At 71.8% G+C, this 16,221-nt stretch carries 14 protein-coding genes; 4 read left to right on the top strand and 10 right to left on the bottom strand.

Annotated features, from left to right (window positions below; translation table 11 throughout):
* Window positions 1-11 precede the first annotated feature (11 nt).
* The 3 genes from ABEB03_RS15510 to ABEB03_RS15500 all read right to left on the bottom strand — a co-directional run bounded on the left by ABEB03_RS15510 (window position 12) and on the right by ABEB03_RS15500 (window position 2,602).
* Window positions 12-1,025, bottom strand: coding sequence for a glycosyltransferase family 2 protein (locus tag ABEB03_RS15510; RefSeq protein WP_345648029.1), 1,014 nt, complete (start codon window positions 1,023-1,025; stop codon window positions 12-14).
* Window positions 1,022-1,840 carry a glycosyltransferase family 2 protein gene (locus ABEB03_RS15505; protein ID WP_345648026.1) on the bottom strand — a complete coding sequence of 273 codons (819 nt, stop codon included), beginning with the start codon at window positions 1,838-1,840 and terminating at the stop codon, window positions 1,022-1,024. The genes ABEB03_RS15510 and ABEB03_RS15505 overlap by 4 nt, the downstream gene beginning before the upstream one ends.
* 417 nt (window positions 1,841-2,257) lie before the next feature.
* The gene (locus ABEB03_RS15500) at window positions 2,258-2,602 is read right to left on the bottom strand and encodes a hypothetical protein (RefSeq protein WP_345648023.1); all 345 of its coding nucleotides are present in this window, start codon (window positions 2,600-2,602) and stop codon (window positions 2,258-2,260) included.
* Window positions 2,603-3,131: 529 nt separating this feature from the next.
* Here ABEB03_RS15500 and ABEB03_RS15495 point away from each other — a divergent pair.
* Window positions 3,132-3,941: an SGNH/GDSL hydrolase family protein gene (locus tag ABEB03_RS15495; protein ID WP_345648020.1), complete on the top strand. Its 810-nt coding sequence runs from the start codon at window positions 3,132-3,134 to the stop codon at window positions 3,939-3,941.
* A gap of 3 nt (window positions 3,942-3,944) precedes the next feature.
* Here ABEB03_RS15495 and ABEB03_RS15490 read toward each other — a convergent pair whose 3' ends face one another.
* The 4 genes from ABEB03_RS15490 to ABEB03_RS15475 all read right to left on the bottom strand — a co-directional run bounded on the left by ABEB03_RS15490 (window position 3,945) and on the right by ABEB03_RS15475 (window position 10,872).
* Window positions 3,945-5,594: a serine/threonine-protein kinase gene (locus tag ABEB03_RS15490; RefSeq protein WP_345648017.1), complete on the bottom strand. Its 1,650-nt coding sequence runs from the start codon at window positions 5,592-5,594 to the stop codon at window positions 3,945-3,947.
* A gap of 45 nt (window positions 5,595-5,639) precedes the next feature.
* Complete coding sequence (locus ABEB03_RS15485) at window positions 5,640-7,499, bottom strand: nickel transporter (protein WP_345648014.1); 1,860 nt, start codon at window positions 7,497-7,499, stop codon at window positions 5,640-5,642.
* On the bottom strand, window positions 7,496-9,211 hold the full coding sequence (locus ABEB03_RS15480) for a tetratricopeptide repeat protein (RefSeq protein ID WP_345648011.1): 1,716 nt from the start codon (window positions 9,209-9,211) through the stop codon (window positions 7,496-7,498). The genes ABEB03_RS15485 and ABEB03_RS15480 overlap by 4 nt, the downstream gene beginning before the upstream one ends.
* Window positions 9,212-9,333: 122 nt before the next feature.
* Window positions 9,334-10,872, bottom strand: a complete 1,539-nt coding sequence (locus ABEB03_RS15475) for a DUF4331 domain-containing protein (protein WP_345648008.1) — start codon at window positions 10,870-10,872, stop codon at window positions 9,334-9,336.
* A 238-nt stretch (window positions 10,873-11,110) separates the two neighbouring features.
* On the opposite strand from ABEB03_RS15475, the gene ABEB03_RS15470 reads away from it, so the two are divergent.
* The 3 genes from ABEB03_RS15470 to ABEB03_RS15460 all read left to right on the top strand — a co-directional run bounded on the left by ABEB03_RS15470 (window position 11,111) and on the right by ABEB03_RS15460 (window position 12,847).
* Entirely contained in the window at window positions 11,111-11,653 is a 543-nt protein-coding gene (locus ABEB03_RS15470) for a sigma-70 family RNA polymerase sigma factor (protein ID WP_095933278.1), read from the top strand.
* Window positions 11,650-12,462, top strand: a complete 813-nt coding sequence (locus ABEB03_RS15465) for an anti-sigma factor (protein WP_345648001.1) — start codon at window positions 11,650-11,652, stop codon at window positions 12,460-12,462. The genes ABEB03_RS15470 and ABEB03_RS15465 overlap by 4 nt, the downstream gene beginning before the upstream one ends.
* A 115-nt stretch (window positions 12,463-12,577) precedes the next feature.
* Window positions 12,578-12,847, top strand: coding sequence for a hypothetical protein (locus ABEB03_RS15460; protein WP_028801703.1), 270 nt, complete (start codon window positions 12,578-12,580; stop codon window positions 12,845-12,847).
* Window positions 12,848-13,006: 159 nt separating this feature from the next.
* Here the strand turns inward: ABEB03_RS15460 and ABEB03_RS15455 are convergent, their stop codons facing one another.
* The 3 genes from ABEB03_RS15455 to ABEB03_RS15445 all read right to left on the bottom strand — a co-directional run bounded on the left by ABEB03_RS15455 (window position 13,007) and on the right by ABEB03_RS15445 (window position 16,183).
* A complete protein-coding gene (locus tag ABEB03_RS15455) occupies window positions 13,007-14,227 on the bottom strand; it encodes a CaiB/BaiF CoA transferase family protein (protein WP_345647996.1) in 1,221 nt (406 codons plus the stop codon).
* Between the two features lie 208 nt (window positions 14,228-14,435).
* Window positions 14,436-15,218 (bottom strand): ABC transporter permease, encoded by a 783-nt coding sequence (locus tag ABEB03_RS15450; protein WP_345647993.1) that lies wholly within the window; start codon window positions 15,216-15,218, stop codon window positions 14,436-14,438.
* Complete coding sequence (locus ABEB03_RS15445) at window positions 15,215-16,183, bottom strand: ATP-binding cassette domain-containing protein (RefSeq protein WP_345647990.1); 969 nt, start codon at window positions 16,181-16,183, stop codon at window positions 15,215-15,217. The genes ABEB03_RS15450 and ABEB03_RS15445 overlap by 4 nt, the downstream gene beginning before the upstream one ends.
* Window positions 16,184-16,221 lie beyond the last annotated feature (38 nt).

Raw genomic sequence — 16,221 nt, 5'->3', positions numbered from 1 at the left:
CACCGGTTCGTTCACGCCGCCACCCCCTCGCCCTCGCGGCCGTCCTCGATCCTGCCCACCGGGACCACCGAGAACACGGCGCCGCCCTTGCGTGCCCGGACGCTCCCGAGGACGTAACCGCCGGCGGCGGTGAGGACCCCCGCGACGATCGCGCCCGCGCGGCCCGCGCCGCCCGGGCGGGCCAGCGCCGCGTCGCGCAGTCCGCGCAGGACGCCGGCCGGCAGCACCCTGGTCGTGTAGCGGCGTTCCGACTCCAGTCCCTTGTCGGCGCCGACGCTTCGCGCGACGAGCGCCTTCGACAGGCCTTCGGCGTACGCGCGCGTGCGGAAGTACCGGAAGTGCTCGCGCACCTCGGGCACCCGGTGGTGGATGACCGCCCGGTCGTCGATCAGCAGGACCGCGTCGGGCCGGGCGCGGGTGAGCCGGATGCACAGCTCGGTCTCCTCGCAGCCCAGTGGACGCTTGTCGCCGTCCCGGCCGATGCCGGTGGCGAAACCGCCCGCCGCGTCGAACGCCGTCCGACGGAAGGAGGCGTTGCCGCCCAGGACATTGCGCACACGCACCCGGCCGGGCGGCAGCCCCTTGTAGGTGCAGCCGACCACCCAGTCGAACTCCTCGGGGAACCAGGCCGGTCGGCGGCCCGATGCCCAGATCGGCATCGTACGGCCGCCGACGGCCATGACCCGCGGGTCCGCGTACCCCTCGGCGAAGTGCCGCAGCCAGTCCCGCTCGGCCACCGCGTCGTCGTCGAGGAAGGCGATGATCTCGCCGCGCGAGGCGGCGATCCCGGTGTTGCGGCCCGCGGACAGGCCGCGGGGGCCCGCGTTGGCGAGCACCCGCACCGGGTCGGTCTCCTTGTACTCCCTGGTCAGCCGCTCCAGGAGCGTGGCGTTGTGGTCCACGACGAGGAGCGTCTCCAGGGCGGGCAGCGACTGCGCCCGCACCGAGGAGACCGCCGCGAGGATGTCCTCCCAGCGGTCCTCGGTGTACACGCAGATCACCACGGAGATGTCCGGCACGCTCAAGACATCTCTCCCTGGCCCGAGTCGAGCTGGGAGGCGTGCGGCCTGCGGCGCAGCGCGCGCCGGTTGGAACGCTCCTTGAGGATCACCTTGAGCACCCGGAACCCGTCCCGCACGGCGCGCAGATTGCTCTTGCCGTGGATGCGGAGGTACTCGTGGCTGGGAATCTCCTGCACCTTGAGACCGGCCTTGACCACCCGGATGTTCATCAGGGTCTCGACCTCGAAGCCGGTGCAGTCCAGCTCGATCTTGTCGAGGCAGTGCCGCCAGAACGCGTTGTAGCCGTAGCAGAGGTCGGTGTAACGGGCGCCGAACTTGGCGTTGACGGTCGCGCACAGGACTCTGTTGCCGAGCTTGCGGATCGGCGTCATGTCGGAGGTGCCGCCGCCGTTGGCGAAGCGCGAGCCCTTGGCGAAGTCGGCTCCGGACACCAGCGCGGACACGTACGACACGATCTCCTGACCGTCCGCCGAGCCGTCCGCGTCGACCATCACGATGATGTCGCCGGTGCACGCCTCGAATCCGGTGATCAGGGCGTCGCCCTTGCCCTTTCCGCGCTGCTCGACGACCTTGACGTCGGGCCACAGGTCACGGGCCACTTCGACGGTGTTGTCGGTGGAATTGCCGTCGACAAGAACGACTTCGTGTATCCAGTCGGGAAGCGTCTTGAAGACGTACGGGAGATTCTCGGCCTCATTCATGGCGGGAATGACGACACTCACCGGAGGCGCAATGGCCAGGTGAGAAGAGATCGGCCGGTACTTGTGTGCCATTGACGGATCTTGGCCCGAAAAGGCGGGCCGCAGGACTGAGCTCATGAGTCTGGTCCCTCTCGTCCGGTGGACCGCCCGCCCCTGGGCGGTCCGGCTCTTTGTCCGGTTCGAAAGGGGGGTTCTCACTTGAGCATGACGAAATGGATCTCCGTGCATGCCGCGTGAGCTTGCAAAGCTGGCCGGCCCCGGAATCGGGAACCGGTCGCGCGGCACGACTCGGCATACGTCTGGCCACCGAGTACGGCACCCCCCAACCGCGCCCCGCGCCGGGAACCATCGCGGTCCTTGAGCCCTCCCCTAGAGCCGCTGATGATGGACCGATGCGGGTGAGATGTACGACGGTATTGACGATTGAGTCTGTATGGCAAGACCTGGAACGAGGCCTCACGTTTTTGTTGGTTTGGCCGTTACCTAACGACTCGAACGGATTTTCCTCATCCGTTTGCGTATTTCGTGATCAATTCAGGTGGCGCCTCCGTTCGCCGTCCGACGGCGCAGTCGACGCGCGAGGACCAGCAGCAGGATGAGGGAACTGAGCGCGGTCACCGCCGCGATTCCGCCGCGCATCGACCAGCGGTGCACGGCCAGCATTCCCTGGGCCACCAGCATGTTGAGGGCGACCGCGCCGGCCAGGGAGGCCACCGCGCGCCCGAACGGTTCCAGTCCGCGCAGCGCGGCCGCGATGGCCACGGACGGCGCCGCGAGCAGGAAGAACAGCGTGAACGGGCCGCGCAGCGGTGAGTCCACGTCGGCGAGTGCGAGGACCGCGCCGACGCCACCGATCACGGTGGCCGCGCCGGCGAGCAACGGCAGCAGGTCCCTCCCCGGATGCTGCCGTGGCCCCTCTGTTTCACCTGATGAAGGTGGCTTGATGCGTATGGTCTGCATTGGCGACTTTGCCCCCTGAAGCGCCGGATGCCGGGCTTCAATGTCGCGCAGCGGGCGGGGGGTCGTCAAGATGCGGAAGGCGCCCATGGCGGTTCTTGGGGTCCTTTGCGCATGCGTTGCCCGCGGGTGCTGCCCTGCCGTGGACAACGGCCTTGCTGATCAACGGAGTTGGCAAGTGTCATCGGTCCGCTCCCTCTCGTTCGGGACGATCTTCGGAAGCCCGGTCCGGGGGTTCGGGTCGCCCTCCTGCCGGTGACGGTCCTGCCCTCCGGACGCGCCGACGCCATCTGACGCAGGGTCATGAACGCGTCGTCAGGGCGACGGACGAGCCGGTGAACAAGTTCGGGCAACAACGGTAAGAGCCGAAAATTCTTGGCATGGACACTTCCAGTCAACACGCGTAGCTGCTACCAAAGTTGTGGCAGAGATCCTGCTAAAGGGAGGTTCCATGAGACGTTCCCGAATTACGGCATACGTGACCTCGCTCCTCCTCGCCGCCGGTTTCGCCCTCACCGGGGCCGCGACGGCGCAGGCGTCCTCGACCGCAGCGGCCACCGGATACGTGGCACTCGGCGACAGCTACTCCTCCGGTGTCGGCGCGGGCAGTTACATCAGCTCCAGCGGCGACTGCAAGCGCAGCACGAAGGCCTACCCCTACCTCTGGGCAGCCGCCCACTCACCCTCGTCGTTCGACTTCACCGCCTGCTCCGGCGCCCGAACGGGTGATGTCACGGCGAACCAGCTGGGCCCGCTCAGCTCCTCCACGGGCCTGGTCACCATCAGCATCGGCGGCAACGACGCAGGCTTCTCCGACGTCATGACGACGTGTGTGCTCCAGTCGGAGAGCTCCTGCCTCTCACGGATCGCCACCGCAAAGGCGTACGTCGACTCGACGCTCCCCGGCAACCTCGACACCGTCTACTCGGCGATCAGCGCGAAGGCCCCGGCCGCCCACGTGGTCGTGCTGGGCTACCCCCGCTTCTACAAGCTCAACGGCAGCTGCATCACGGGCCTTTCGGAGACCGAACGGGCCGCGATCAACGGCGCGGCCGACTACCTGGACAGCGCGATCGCCAAGCGTGCCGCCGACCACGGCTTCACCTTCGGCGACGTCAGGGGCACCTTCACCGGGCACGAGATCTGCTCCGGCTCCGCCTGGCTGCACAGCCTGAACTGGCTGAACATCGGCGAGTCGTACCACCCGACCGCGTCCGGTCATTCAGGCGGCTACCTGCCGGTCCTCACCTCGACGGCCTGACCCTCAGGGCGACACGGAGGCGGAGGCCCCGTCCGTCGGGGTCTCCGTCGCACAGGTGATGGTGAACGCGACCGAGTTCGACGTCGCCCGGACCGGCGCCCGGACCTCCACGCCGATCTCGTTCCGGAACGTCCCGCTCGTGTCGTACGTCGTCGCGACGACCGTCTTCTGCCGGGTTCTGCCGCCCCCCGCGGGGAACGACAGCGTCTTCCAGCCCGGGTCCGTCACCTCGCCCGACGTCGTCACCCAGCGGTACTCGACGTCCACCGGGACACGTCCCACCGTGAACGTCGCCGTGAACGAGGGCGCCCCGTCCCCGGGCGGCGGGCAGGCGCCCGCGTAGTCGGTGTGCTGACCCGTGACCGTCACCCGTACGGACTGCGCGGGGGGAGTGGTCGTCGCATGGCCGCCGCCGGGAGCGCTCGTCGAGGGACTCGGGCCGGTCGAGGCGGTGCTGTTGCTCTCGCTGTGCGTCCCACCCGTGCCGGAGCTCCCGCCGCCGTTGCCCGGAGCACCGCTGCTGCTGCCGCCACTTCCCTGGTCGCCGTCCCCGCCGTCCCGGTTCAGCAGCGCGTACGTCAGCCCGCCGAGGGCCAGCGCCAGCGCGACCAGGCCCGCGACCAGGACCACGGCCGCGCGGCGGTTGCGGTCCGGTTCGCGCGTCGCGGCGGTCGTGGGCGCGGTGCCCGACAACGGTCCGCCCGGGCCCCGGGGGCCCGGCGGACCTTGGGGAGCGGGGCCGAACGTACCGAGCGTCGGCGCGTCGGAGCCCGTCGGCCCCGGAGGCGTGACGGGCAGTGTGTTCCGGCGGGTGGTCGGCGCCGCTCCGCCCGCCGCCACGACGCGCAGGTCGTGCTCGGCCTGGTCCGCGTTCATCCGCTCGGCCGGATCCTTGGCCAGCAGGCCCTCGATGACGGGACCGAGGGAACCCGCCCGCCGCGGCGCCGGCAACGGCTCGTCGACGATCGCCCGCAGTGTGCTCAGCGGAGTGTTCTGCCGGAACGGTGAATTGCCCTCGACCGCCGCGTACAGCAGGACGCCGAGCGACCACAGGTCGGACTCCGGTCCCGGCGTGCGGCCCAACGCCCGCTCCGGAGCGAGGAATTCCGGGGAGCCGATGACCTCACCGGTCATCGTCAGCGCCGAACTGCCCTCGACGGTCGCGATCCCGAAGTCCGTGAGGACGATCCGGCCGTCGTTCGCCATCAGGACGTTGCCCGGTTTGACGTCGCGGTGCAGGACCCCCGCCTCGTGCGCGGCGCGCAGCGCGGCGAGCACCTCGGCGCCGACGTGCGCGGCGCGTGCCGGGGCCAACGGGCCCTCCGCGTCCAGCAGATCGGAGAGGGCGAGGCCGCGGATCAGCTCCATGACGATCCACGGACGGCCGTCCTCGGTGGCCACGTCGTACACCGTCACCACATTGCGGTGCGAGATGCGTGCGGCGGCCCAGGCCTCCCGCTCCAGCCGGGCGTACATCCGCTCGACCTCGGGGTCCGGTAGCCCGGCCGGGGCGCGGACCTCCTTCACCGCCACCTCGCGCTGCAGCACCTCGTCGCGGGCGCGCCACACCGTGCCCATGCCGCCCTCGCCCAAGGGCGACAGCAGACGGTAGCGCCCCGCGATCACACGTTCACTGCCCGGGTCTTCGGACACGTGCGCCCCCTCTTCGCATCCGCGCGATTTCTCCACAAAAGTAGCTCAGCCGAGTACGGATGCGGCCCCCCTGAACACCAATCCAGCCCCAAGCGCTACGACGACGAACGCCGATCCCAGGGGCGCGGCCCTTCGCACCAGCGCCGCGGTGCGGCCCGCGGCCCAGCGCGGACGCCGGGCGAGGACCCGGCTCATCCCGCCGCCGAGCCTGACGACGGCGAACCCTGCCGCCGTCAGCGTCAGCGCGAGGCCGGCGCCGTAGGCGAGGACCAGGAGGAACCCGAACCACGCTTTGCCGAGCGCGGCGGCACCGACCAGCACCACGACCGCGGACGGGCTGGGCACGAGGCCGCCGGCGAAGCCGAGCAGGATCGTGCCGCGCAGGGTGGGCGCGATCTCGTGCGTGTGGGTGAAGCCGCCGTGGGTGTGTTCGAGGGTGCGGGACCGGGGGGTGCCGGGGGAGTGGGGGTGCACGTGGTCGTGCTTGTGGTCATGGCGGTGGTCGTGCTTGTGGTCGTCGTCGTGACTGTGCTGGTGCTTGTGGGTGCTGTCGACGGTGTGTCCCCGTGTCTCGGACGCGTCCGAGGTGTCGGCCGTGCTCGGCACGATGGCGGTGCTGGTGGCGGAGGGCGCGGCGGAGTGCGCGAGGACCAGGGGCCGTTGGCGGTGCCGGGTGCGCTCGGGGGCGCGGGTCCCACCGGGTGGGTGACTGTGGTCGTGGTCGTGGCCGTGGCCGTGATGGTGGTCGTGCCCGTGCGCGCCCGCGTGCGTGTGGTCGTGCGTGTGCCGGTCGGTGTGAGCGTGGTCATGGGAATGACCGTGGTCGTGGTCGTGGTCATGGTCATGGGCATGGGCATGTGCGGGGCCGTGCGACCGGTTCCGCCAGGCACGTCGTACGAGGGTGGCGCCGGCCGCCGTGACCAGGATCCCGCTCGCCACACCCAGCCACGCGATCACGGTCGGCGCCGCGGCGGAACCGGCCGTGACCAGCAGGCCGAGCGCGACCACGCCCATCGTGTGGGTGACCGTCACCGAGGCGGCGAGCGGCATGACGTCCTTGAGCCGGGCCCGGCCCCCGCGGGCCGCCGCCGTCGCGGCCATCAGCGTCTTGCCGTGACCGGGCGCGAGCGCGTGCATCGCGCCCAGCGCGACGGAGATGACGAGGGCCAGCGCGGCGAAACCGAAGGTGAGGTCGTGGCGGGCCACCAGGCCGTCGAGGGCCTCGGTCCATCGGTCGGCGCCGCGCGGCAGCACCGACGAGGCCGGCGCGTTCCGCCGTTCCTCCGTGAGCGCCGGCCCGCCGGAGCGGATCCGCAGGCTGGCGGTGGCGGTGTCGGCGGGCGAGGAGAGCAGCGCCTTCGGGTAGTCCGTCAGCTCCTTGGACACCGACTTGCTCGGTACGTCCGACGCGGTGAGCGTCATCCGGTCGCCGCGCGCCGTGATCTCGCGCCAGCCGGGCCCCCGGTCGCTCCCCGCGCTGCGGAAGCGCAGGGACACGGTGTCCGCCTCGGGGAGCGGCGCCGTCAGCCGGCACTCCACGCGCAGGGTGTCGAGCCCGGCCTGCCCGGGCCTTACCCGCGCGTGGCTCTCGCGGACCGCGAGGGGCACGTCGCGTCCACCGACCGAGAGTTCGCTGCCGCGCGCGGCCGTCGCGCACCGCTCGCGCGCCCAGCCGGTCATCCCCAGCTCGTCGATCCGGGGCTTGGCCTGCGTGGCCGGGATCTCCGCCAGGTCCTCGACGTGGTCGATCCGCAACTGCCCCTGGGCGGCGACGAGTCCGTCGTACCGGTTGACGGTGAAGTTCCCGAGCGGGTGGGCGCTCGCCCGGCCGGCCGGGACGACCGCGAGCGCGCAGGCCGCGGTGAAGGCGGCGGCGCAGGAGGCGAGCAGTCGGCGGGTCCTCACTTCGCGGCCTCCAGTGCCGTACGGGCCTCGCGGGCGCCGAGCGGGGAGAAGCCCGGGTTCAGGTCGAGGGCGGCCTTCAGCGACGCGCGCGCCTCCTTCTCGTGACCGGTGGCGCGCTCGATCATGCCGCGGTGGTAGAGGAAGGACGCGTTGCGGTAGCCGGTGGCGGTGGCCTTGCGGGCGTAGGGCAGGGCCTGCGCGTCGCGTCCGTTGACGTGCAGCGCCCAGGCCATCGCGTCCGCGGTGTGCACGGTGTGGCGGCGGGCCCATTCGGCGCGCGCCGCCTTCAGTGCGGCGGCGTGGTCCCCGTGGTCGGCGGCGGCGAGGGCCGTGTCGAGGTCGGCGTTGACGCCGTTGGCGCGGGCCAGCGAGACCCAGGCCTGCACCAGGGTGTACTGGTCGTGTGCCTTCCGGACGTCTCCCGCAGCGCCCCGGGACTCGTACAACTCGCCGAGTTCCACGAGGGGTTGGGGAAGCGGGTAGCGCTCGACGACGTGTTCCATGCCGCGGATCGCCGCCGCTCCGTCGCCCTGGGCGGCTTGCGCGCGGGCGCGGCCCTCGAGAGCCGGGAGATAGCTGTCGTCGGCACTCAGCGCTCGTGCGTAGTAGGTGAGAGCGGTGCCGTAGTCGCCCTGGCTCCAGGCGAGTTGACCGAGCGCGGTGGCGACGTAGGAGACGTCGCCGCGGGTGGTCGCCGAGTCGAGCGCCTGGCGCAGGACCCGGCGGGCCGTCCTGGTGTCGCCGCGCAGCTCGTGGACGTAGGCGTACCGGGTGAAGACGGGGACGCCCGGTCGTCGCTCGTCGGCCAGGTCGGCGGCCTTCGACGCGTCGTCGTAGCGCCCGAGCTCGACGAGGGCGTCGATGCGGGAGGAGAGGGCGCGCTCGCTGTAGGGGTTCTGCTTCAGGGCCTTGTCCGCGTACTTCAGGGCGCCGGTGAAGTCGTGCCGTGCCGCGGCGAGGGCCGCGCGGCCGGCGAGCGCGGGGTCGTTGTCGGGGCGCAGCCGCAGGGAACGGTCGAGCGCCTCCTGGGCCTGCGGATAGCGGGAGGGGTCGCCCTTGGTGCGGGCCTGCTCCACGTAGGCGAGCCCGAGCGTCGCCCAGCCGCCGTAGTCCTTCGGCTGAGCCTTGAGATGGGCCTGGAGGGAGCTGATGCTCGTGTCGAGGTCGCCTCCGGCGAGCAGTTGCGGCGAGACGGCACCGGGCGCGGAGGCGACGGCGCGCGCGCCGCTGTCCCGGGCCGCCCCCAGCACGATCGCCCCCGCGGTCATGGCGACAGCCAGCGCACCTGCACAGAGGGCGAGTTGGGCGGCGCGTCGGCGCCGTCCGGAGGCGGACAGCCGGCGCACGGCGGCGACGCGCTCGTCGTCGTGCGCGGAGCCCTGCCCGATCGCGCCGCCTTCGGCGTGACCGCCGTCCGCAGCGTCGCCATCCTGCCCGGCGCCCACGGGGCCTTCCCTGTCCCCGGCGGACCCGCCGGCCGGTGTGCTCTCGTCGGCCCCGTCGGCCCCGTCGGCTCCGTCGGCTCCGTCGGCTCCGTCGGCCCCGTCGGCCCGTGCGGCTCCGGCGGTCGGTGCGCCTCCGTCGGCTCGTGCGGCTCCGGCGGACGTGACGGACACGCCGTCCGTCCCGGGCACGGCGACCGTCCCGGGCACGGCGACCGACGGCTCGCCGCGTTCGCTCTCCGGCGCGCTCTCGTTCGTACGCGGGGACATGCCCTCTCCTCAAGGTCCGGTGCGAAACACCTGTGCGGGAACGGTCGTTGGCGAGCTGATGACGGCGCGGCCCGCGCCGTGGGGGACGGTTGCGTGCGGGCCGCGCCAGTCGGTGGACCGGGTCAGTAGGCCCGGTTGTGCATCCGCCGGCGCCACCACAGGAATCCGGTGGTGATCAGCAGGAACCCGGCGGCGCCGGCCGCGGCGGAGGCCGCGATCAGCGTGGTGTCCGTGCCGCCGCCGGTCGCACCCGCGGGCTTCAGCGCGTCGCCCAGCTGGCTGCGCACGTCGGTCCCGCTGGTCGTGCCCTTGGCGAGCGCGCCGCGCGAGCCCGAGGTCGGCTCGGCCACGTACGGGAAGTACTTCTCGAACTTCTTGTCGTTCTTGTCGACCGCGTCGCCCAAGTCGTTCTTGGAGCCGACCAGTTCACCCTCGACGACCTGGAGCGAGGCGTCGATCACGTCGTCGGAGAGGCGGCGTCCGTTCGGGAAGCCCGCGTTGTCGCCGTCGAGCACGCCGAGCCGCTTGGGGTGCATGGTCGGCTTGATCGAGGTGTTGAGCCGCAGTTCCTCGGCCGGGCGGACGTTCGGCGGCTGGTTGAGGCCCTTCACGCCCTTCAGGAAGACGTCGACCAGGTCGTTGCGGGGCTCGGCCGGCGCCTTGATCTTGTAGATCGCCTCGATGAGCTTCGGCAGCTCGGGGTTGGTCACGTTCTTCAGGAACTGGCCGTCGTTCCACGGCGCGGACGCGTTGAACTTGTCCTTGTCCTTCTGCGGGTTGACGACCTCGTTGACCAGCGGCATGCCGAGCCGGGAGACCTGGGTCCAGTCGCCGTGCGCGTCCTTGCGCTGGGTGGTGGACCAGATGCCGACGACCGGCTGGCCCGCCGACTCGCGGATCATGTCGTTCGGCACCTGGAGGGCTATGGAGTTGACGTTGTAGCCCTTCAGCGTGTCCCGGCCGACCTCGCTCAGGTTGCCGCCGTAGAGCAGGTCGAAGACACGCAGGTCCAGGAAGAAGGGGTCGTCCGCCTGGCCCGCGAAGGTCGTCGAACCGCCCGCGAGCTTGTGCACGGCCTGGCCGCGGAGCTTGCCGTAGTCCGGCATCGAGGCCTTGCCGACGTTCGACGGCGCCACCGGGACGTCGTCGGCCACCTTGGTCCGCGACACCAGCTTCTGGTTGTGCAGCCGCAGCAGGTCGATGTCGTACGTCTGCGTGATGTTCAGGTCGGGGTCGTCGAGGCTGGTGACCGGACCCGTGTTGTAGAGGAAGGTGTCGCCGTTCTTGCGGTGTGTCTTGAAGGTGTAGCGGTAGACCAGCTCGCCCTGCGCGTCACCGTTGTTGTCGATGTGGAGGTCGTACTGGGCGTCGTCGGCGAACGTGTAGAAGTTCGGTCCGCCGGCGGGTTCCTCGAAGGGGATCCAGTTCGCCACGATGGTGGTCGTGTCTGGCTTGTCCGGGCTCACGAACGCGTACACGTCCGTGTTGTCGTACTGGGGCTGCCCCGAGATCAGCGGAGCCTCCCGGTGGCTGGAGGCGGATGCCGCCCCCGGTTCCAGCGCGGTCACGCCGGCGGCTGCGAGCCCCCCGGCGGCCAGCGCACCACAGATGAGAGCCGCAAGACTCCTGCGTCCCGCGCCACTCATGGAGATAGGTGTCATGCCGTCCGTCCTCACGTCCCAATTGCCTGACGCACGCCATTCGGAGCGGTCGCCGGGGTGGATTGGTCGAATCCCAAACGTCTTTACGGCGGCTCGCGCGGCTCGTTTCACCGTGCGCTCGTTTCTTCGGCGCCGGACCCGCGTTTTCGGTCCGCTGATCCGTAACCCATCCAGAGACGCGCTCGCTGCGAACACGTAGGGGAAAGGACGGGCCGTGTGCGGCCGGAGAGGGGGACGGGTGGAGGCGGACGAACTTCTGGTGCTCGTGGCCGGAGGTGACCAGAAGGCATTCGAGGAGCTCTACGGACTGGTGTCCGGTCCGGTGTTCGGACTTGTGCGCCGCGTGGTCCGGGACCCCGCGCAGACGGAGGAGGTGGCTCAGGAGGTGCTGCTCGAACTCTGGCGTTCCGCGGCGCGGTTCGACCCCGGGCGTGGCAGTGCGCTGTCCTGGATCCTCACCCTCGCGCACCGCCGGGCCGTCGACCGGGTGCGCAGCGCCCGCGCGGCCACCGAGCGCGAGCAGCGGGAGGGGCGGCGCGCGCACCACCCGGCCTTCGACCAGGTCGCCGAGGAGGTCGAGGCCGGGCTGGAGCGCGAGTGGGTGCGCCGCTGTCTCGACCGTCTGACCTCGCTGCAGCGCCAGTCGGTGACCCTCGCCTACTACGACGGCTACACGTACCGTGAAGTCGCCGAACGGCTCTCGCTGCCGCTGGGCACCGTCAAGACCCGTATGCGGGACGGTCTGGCGCGGCTGCGCGAGTGCCTGGGAGGTGCGGCATGAGCTTCCTCGACCGGCTGATGCGCCGCGATCTGCACTCGCTGGCCGCCCCGTACGCCCTCGACGCCCTCGAACCCGAGGAGCGGCGCCGTTTCGAACGCCATCTGCGGGGCTGCGTGCGCTGCTCCGCCGAGGTGCGCGCGCTGACCGAGGACGCCGTGCGGCTGGCCTGGTCGACGGCGGCACCGGCGCCGGCCGCGCTGCGCGAACGGGTGCTGGCCGCCGTACGCACCACACCCCAGGAACCCGCCCCGCAGCCGTCCCGCGCCCGTCCGGCGCAGTCGTCCTCGCGTGCCCGCGACGACCGGCAGCCCGAACGCGCGCGTGCGCCCCGCCTGCGGCCCCTGATGGCGCCGCTGGCCACCGCCACGGCCGCGGCGGCACTCGTCGTGGCCTCCCTCTTCGCCGTGCAGGCCACACAGACCCGGGACGAACTCGACCGGGAACGTGCGCAGGCACGTGAGATCGCCCACGTTCTGGCGGCGCCCGACGCGCGTGCGACCAGTGAACGCGACGCGCGGGGGCGAGGAATCGGAGTGGTCGCCTCCGCGTCCGAGCGGCGCGCCGTCGTGACAGTGAGCGGACTGGGCACTCCCTCGGGAGGGCGCGTGCATCAGCTGTGGCTCATGCGCCCGGGCGAGAATCCGCTCTCCCTCGGCCTCTTCGACGGCGACACGCCCTTGGTCGCCGACGATCTCAGCACCCGCGCGACGTCACTCGCTGTGACGGTCGAGCCTCACGGAGGGTCAGCACAGCCCACTACGCAGCCGGTTGTCCAACTCGCCCTGGAATCGGTTGGATTCGGAGAGTAATCGTCAACACCCTTACGGGGAAGGTGAATCCTGCGCCCGCGATACACGAGTGCCATGAGGGGGCGATAGGGTTAGCCTGCCCGGGCCGGGTGGACTCGTACGGGTGGGGAGTGACATGGAACAGATAACAGTGCGCAGCAGGGCCCGTGTCCCTGCGATCACCTGCGGGAGCAGCGCGACCAGTTCGCGCCTCGACCGCCATCTCGCGGTGCTGGGCGGTCCTGCCGTCCCGCAGCGAGAGACGGCCGAGGCGACGTCGCTGATGCGTGAGCTCACCGCGCGTGACACCGCGCACGACAGCAACGGCAGGGTCGCGCGTGTGCGGCGGGTCTCGCTCTTCGCACCGCTGAGGCGGCTGCGCCGTTCGCTGTTCGGCGGCCACTGACGGCCGTCGGCACCGGCGTTCCCCGACCCGTGCTCCGGCGGCCCCACCGCCCCGGTGCAGTGCTGCCCTTCCACGTCCGTCATCCCCACGGCAGGCAGCCGCGCCCGGTGGGTCACCACACCGGGGCGCGGGTCACCACCCCTTGTCGAGTCCCCGGACTCAGCGGGCCACCCCCTCCCGCAGCAGCTCCGCGACGTCCGCGTCCGCCATCCCCAGCGCCCGCAGCACCGGCCCGGTGTGCTCGCCGAGCCGGGGTACGGAGCCCATCCGCGCCTCCTCCCCGCCCGGCAGCGTGATCGGCGGCAGCAGCGCCCGCAACGGCCCCACCGGTGAATCCACTTCGCGCCACCGGTCCCTGGCGGCCAGCTGCGGGTGCTCCGCCACCTCCCGCAGGTCCCTGAGCCGCGCGCACGCGATACCCGCGCTCTCCAGCCGGGCCACCGCCTCGTCCGTGTCCAGCACCCCCAGGGCCTTCGCCACCAGCGCGTCCGTACGCTCCCGGTTGTCGACGCGCGCCGCGTTCGTCGCGTACGCCGGGTCGTCCGCCAGTTCCGGCTGCCCCAGCACCTGGTGGGCCAGACGCCGCCATTCCCGGTCGTTCTGCACCGACAACAGCACCCGTCCGCCGTCCGCCGTCGGATAGGCGTCGTACGGCGCAATGACGGCGTGTGCCAGACCCGTGCGCGCCGGGGGTGTTCCTCCGTGCATCGCGTGATGCAGCGGATGCCCCATCCACTCCGTCAGGGCGTCCAGCATCGACACCTCCACCGGGCCGCCGCGACCGGTCGTGCCGCGCCGCACCAGTGCCGCGAGCACCCCCGAGAACGCGTACATGGCCGCCGCGATGTCCGCCGCGGGGATCCCCGCCTTGACCGGCTGCTCGGGCGTGCCCGTCACCGACACGAGCCCCGCCTCGCACTGCACGAGCATGTCGTACGCGCGCTTGCCGGCGTACGGCCCTGACGCCCCGTATCCCGAGATGTCCACGGCGATCAGCCGAGGGTGCCGCGCGCACAGGGTGGCAGCGTCCAGGCCCAGCCGCGCCGCCGCCCCCTGCGCGAGGTTCTGCACGAACACGTCCGCGTCCGCGACGAGCCGGTGCACGACGTCGAGCCCGCGCGGGTCCTTCAGGTCGAGGGCGACGGACTCCTTGCCCCGGTTGCACCACACGAAGTGCGAGGCGAGCCCCGCCGCCGCCGTGTCGTAGCCGCGGGCGAAGTCCCCGCCGTCGATGCGTTCGACCTTGATGACCCGCGCGCCGAGGTCGGCCAGCTGACGGGTCGCGAAGGGGGCGGCGACGGCCTGCTCGACGGCGACGACGGTGATGCCCTCCAGGGGCAGCGGCTGGGACTTCGGGTGTGACTGCATGCCGTGGATCATGGCGTGCGCCTCACACCTTTGTCATGCATGGATGTTGACGAGGCGACTCTCCGGGACCCGGGGTGCCCGATCGTCCGCGCGATTCAGTGGCTGGAACGCCCAAGGGCGGTGCGCGCCCGCACGGCTGCGAATCGCCCAGGCGTGAGCGTCCGGGGTCCGACCGGCACCGCGCGGCACGGGGACCAGATGCGGGCGTTCGGCACGCCGGTCACCGTCCGCCCGTCGCGTACCGGCGGACGGCGGCCGGCAGGAACACGGCGACGATGACGGCGCACCAGGCCAGCGAACCGGCGACCGGGTGCGTCACCGGCCAGGCGCCGTCGGCCGGGGCCGGAGCATTGCCGAACAGGTCCCGCAGCGCGGTGGTCACCGCACTGATGGGATTCCACTCGGCGAGCGTGCGCAGCCAGCCGGGCAGGTTGTCCGTGGGGATGTAGGCGTTCGACAGCAGGGGCAGGACGAAGGTGGCCCCGCCCAGCTGGCCCGCCGCCTCCTCACTCCGCGAGAGGAGGCCCAGCAGGATGCCGATCCATGTGGTCGCGAACCGGAAGAGCAGCAACAGTCCCACCCCGCAGGCCGCTTCGAGGGCCGATCCCTCGATCCGCCAGCCCACGGCGAGCCCCACCAGCATCAGCGGAACCGTGCCGGCGGCGGTGACGACCACGTCCGCGGCCGCCTGTCCGAGCGGCACGGCGGCCCGGCTCATCGGCAGCGTACGGAAGCGGTCCATGACGCCGCGGTGCGAGTCCTGCGCGGCCTGGAACATGCCCGTCATGATCCCGTTGGCGGCGGTCGCCACCATCAGTCCCGGCAGCAGGAAGGCGCGGTACTCCTGGCCGGGCGTGGCGAGCGCGCTGCCGAAGACGTAGCCGAAGAAGAGCAGCATCGTGATCGGCATGGTCTGGGTGAGGATCAGCAGACCCGGGTTGTGGCGGATGCGCCGCAGCTGCCGGCCGAGCATCGCGCCGCCGTCGTACGCCAATGTGCTCATGTCGCGGGCTCCTTCACGTGGGCCGGGGTGCCGGTCCGCTCCCCGGTCAGCCGGAGGAAGACGTCGTCGAGGGTCGGCGGTCGCAGGCTCGCGTCGAGCAACGGCACCCCCGCGGCGTCGAGTTCGCGCACCAGGCGCGGCAGGGTCAGCGTCTGGTCGGTGGTGACGGCGCCCACCGCTCCCCGCTCGCGGTCGAACGACGGCTCACTGCCCGTGAGCCGGTCCAGCACCCCGGCCGCCCCGGTCAGCGCGTCCGCGTGCGCCACGACCACCTCGGCGTACGAGCCGATCAAACCCTTGAGTCCGGCGGGCGAGCCGGTGTGGGCGACCCGGCCCCGGTCGACGAGCGCGATGTCGTCGGCCAGCCGGTCGGCCTCCTCCAGGTACTGCGTGGTCAGCAGCACGGTCGTGCCGTCGTCCTTCAGGGCGCGCACGGCCTCCCAGATCTGGTTCCGGCTCGCGGGGTCGAGCCCGGTGGTGGGCTCGTCCAGGAACAGCACCTCGGGGCGGCGGACCAGGCTGGCGGCCAGGTCGAGACGGCGCCGCATGCCGCCCGAGTAGGTGGAGGCCGGCCGGTCGGCGGCCTCGGTCAGCCCGAAGCGTGCGAGGAGTTCGGCGGCGCGCGCCCCGGAGTCCCTCATCCGGTGCAGCCGCGCGAACAGCCGCAGGTTCTCCCGTCCGGTCAGATCGCCGTCGACCGACGCGTACTGCCCGGTGACCCCGATGGCGCGGCGGACGGCGCCGGCCTCCCGGACGAGGTCGTGGCCCGCGACACGCGCGGAACCCGCGTCGGGCCGCAGCAGCGTGGTGAGCACGCGTACGGCCGTGGTCTTGCCCGCGCCGTTCGGCCCGAGCACTCCGCAGACCGTGCCCCGCGCGACGGCCAGGTCCAGCCCCCGCAGCGCCCGAACCTCCCCGAACCGTTTCTCCAGACCCTCACTAAGTACAGCGTACGTAGTAGTCATGAGGGCACCATAGCGCACTACGTACGGTGTACGTAACT

It is taken from the genome of Streptomyces siamensis, from assembly GCF_039543605.1.
In the GTDB taxonomy this organism is placed as follows: Bacteria; Actinomycetota; Actinomycetes; order Streptomycetales; family Streptomycetaceae; genus Streptomyces; species Streptomyces siamensis.
Note: the sequence above shows the minus strand (reverse complement) of the source record. Positions and strands in the feature narration are given on the sequence as shown.

Bases quoted from the DNA above. Each gene is read 5' to 3' on its own strand.
- ABEB03_RS15475 (WP_345648008.1), bottom strand. From the start codon at position 10,872: ATGACACCTATCTCCATGAGTGGCGCGGGACGCAGGAGTCTTGCGGCT.
- ABEB03_RS15450 (WP_345647993.1), bottom strand. From the start codon at position 15,218: ATGAGCACATTGGCGTACGACGGCGGCGCGATGCTCGGCCGGCAGCTG.
- ABEB03_RS15445 (WP_345647990.1), bottom strand. From the start codon at position 16,183: ATGACTACTACGTACGCTGTACTTAGTGAGGGTCTGGAGAAACGGTTC.
- ABEB03_RS15505 (WP_345648026.1), bottom strand. From the start codon at position 1,840: ATGAGCTCAGTCCTGCGGCCCGCCTTTTCGGGCCAAGATCCGTCAATG.
- ABEB03_RS15495 (WP_345648020.1), top strand. From the start codon at position 3,132: ATGAGACGTTCCCGAATTACGGCATACGTGACCTCGCTCCTCCTCGCC.
- ABEB03_RS15460 (WP_028801703.1), top strand. From the start codon at position 12,578: ATGGAACAGATAACAGTGCGCAGCAGGGCCCGTGTCCCTGCGATCACC.
- ABEB03_RS15455 (WP_345647996.1), bottom strand. From the start codon at position 14,227: ATGATCCACGGCATGCAGTCACACCCGAAGTCCCAGCCGCTGCCCCTG.
- ABEB03_RS15480 (WP_345648011.1), bottom strand. From the start codon at position 9,211: ATGTCCCCGCGTACGAACGAGAGCGCGCCGGAGAGCGAACGCGGCGAG.
- ABEB03_RS15465 (WP_345648001.1), top strand. From the start codon at position 11,650: ATGAGCTTCCTCGACCGGCTGATGCGCCGCGATCTGCACTCGCTGGCC.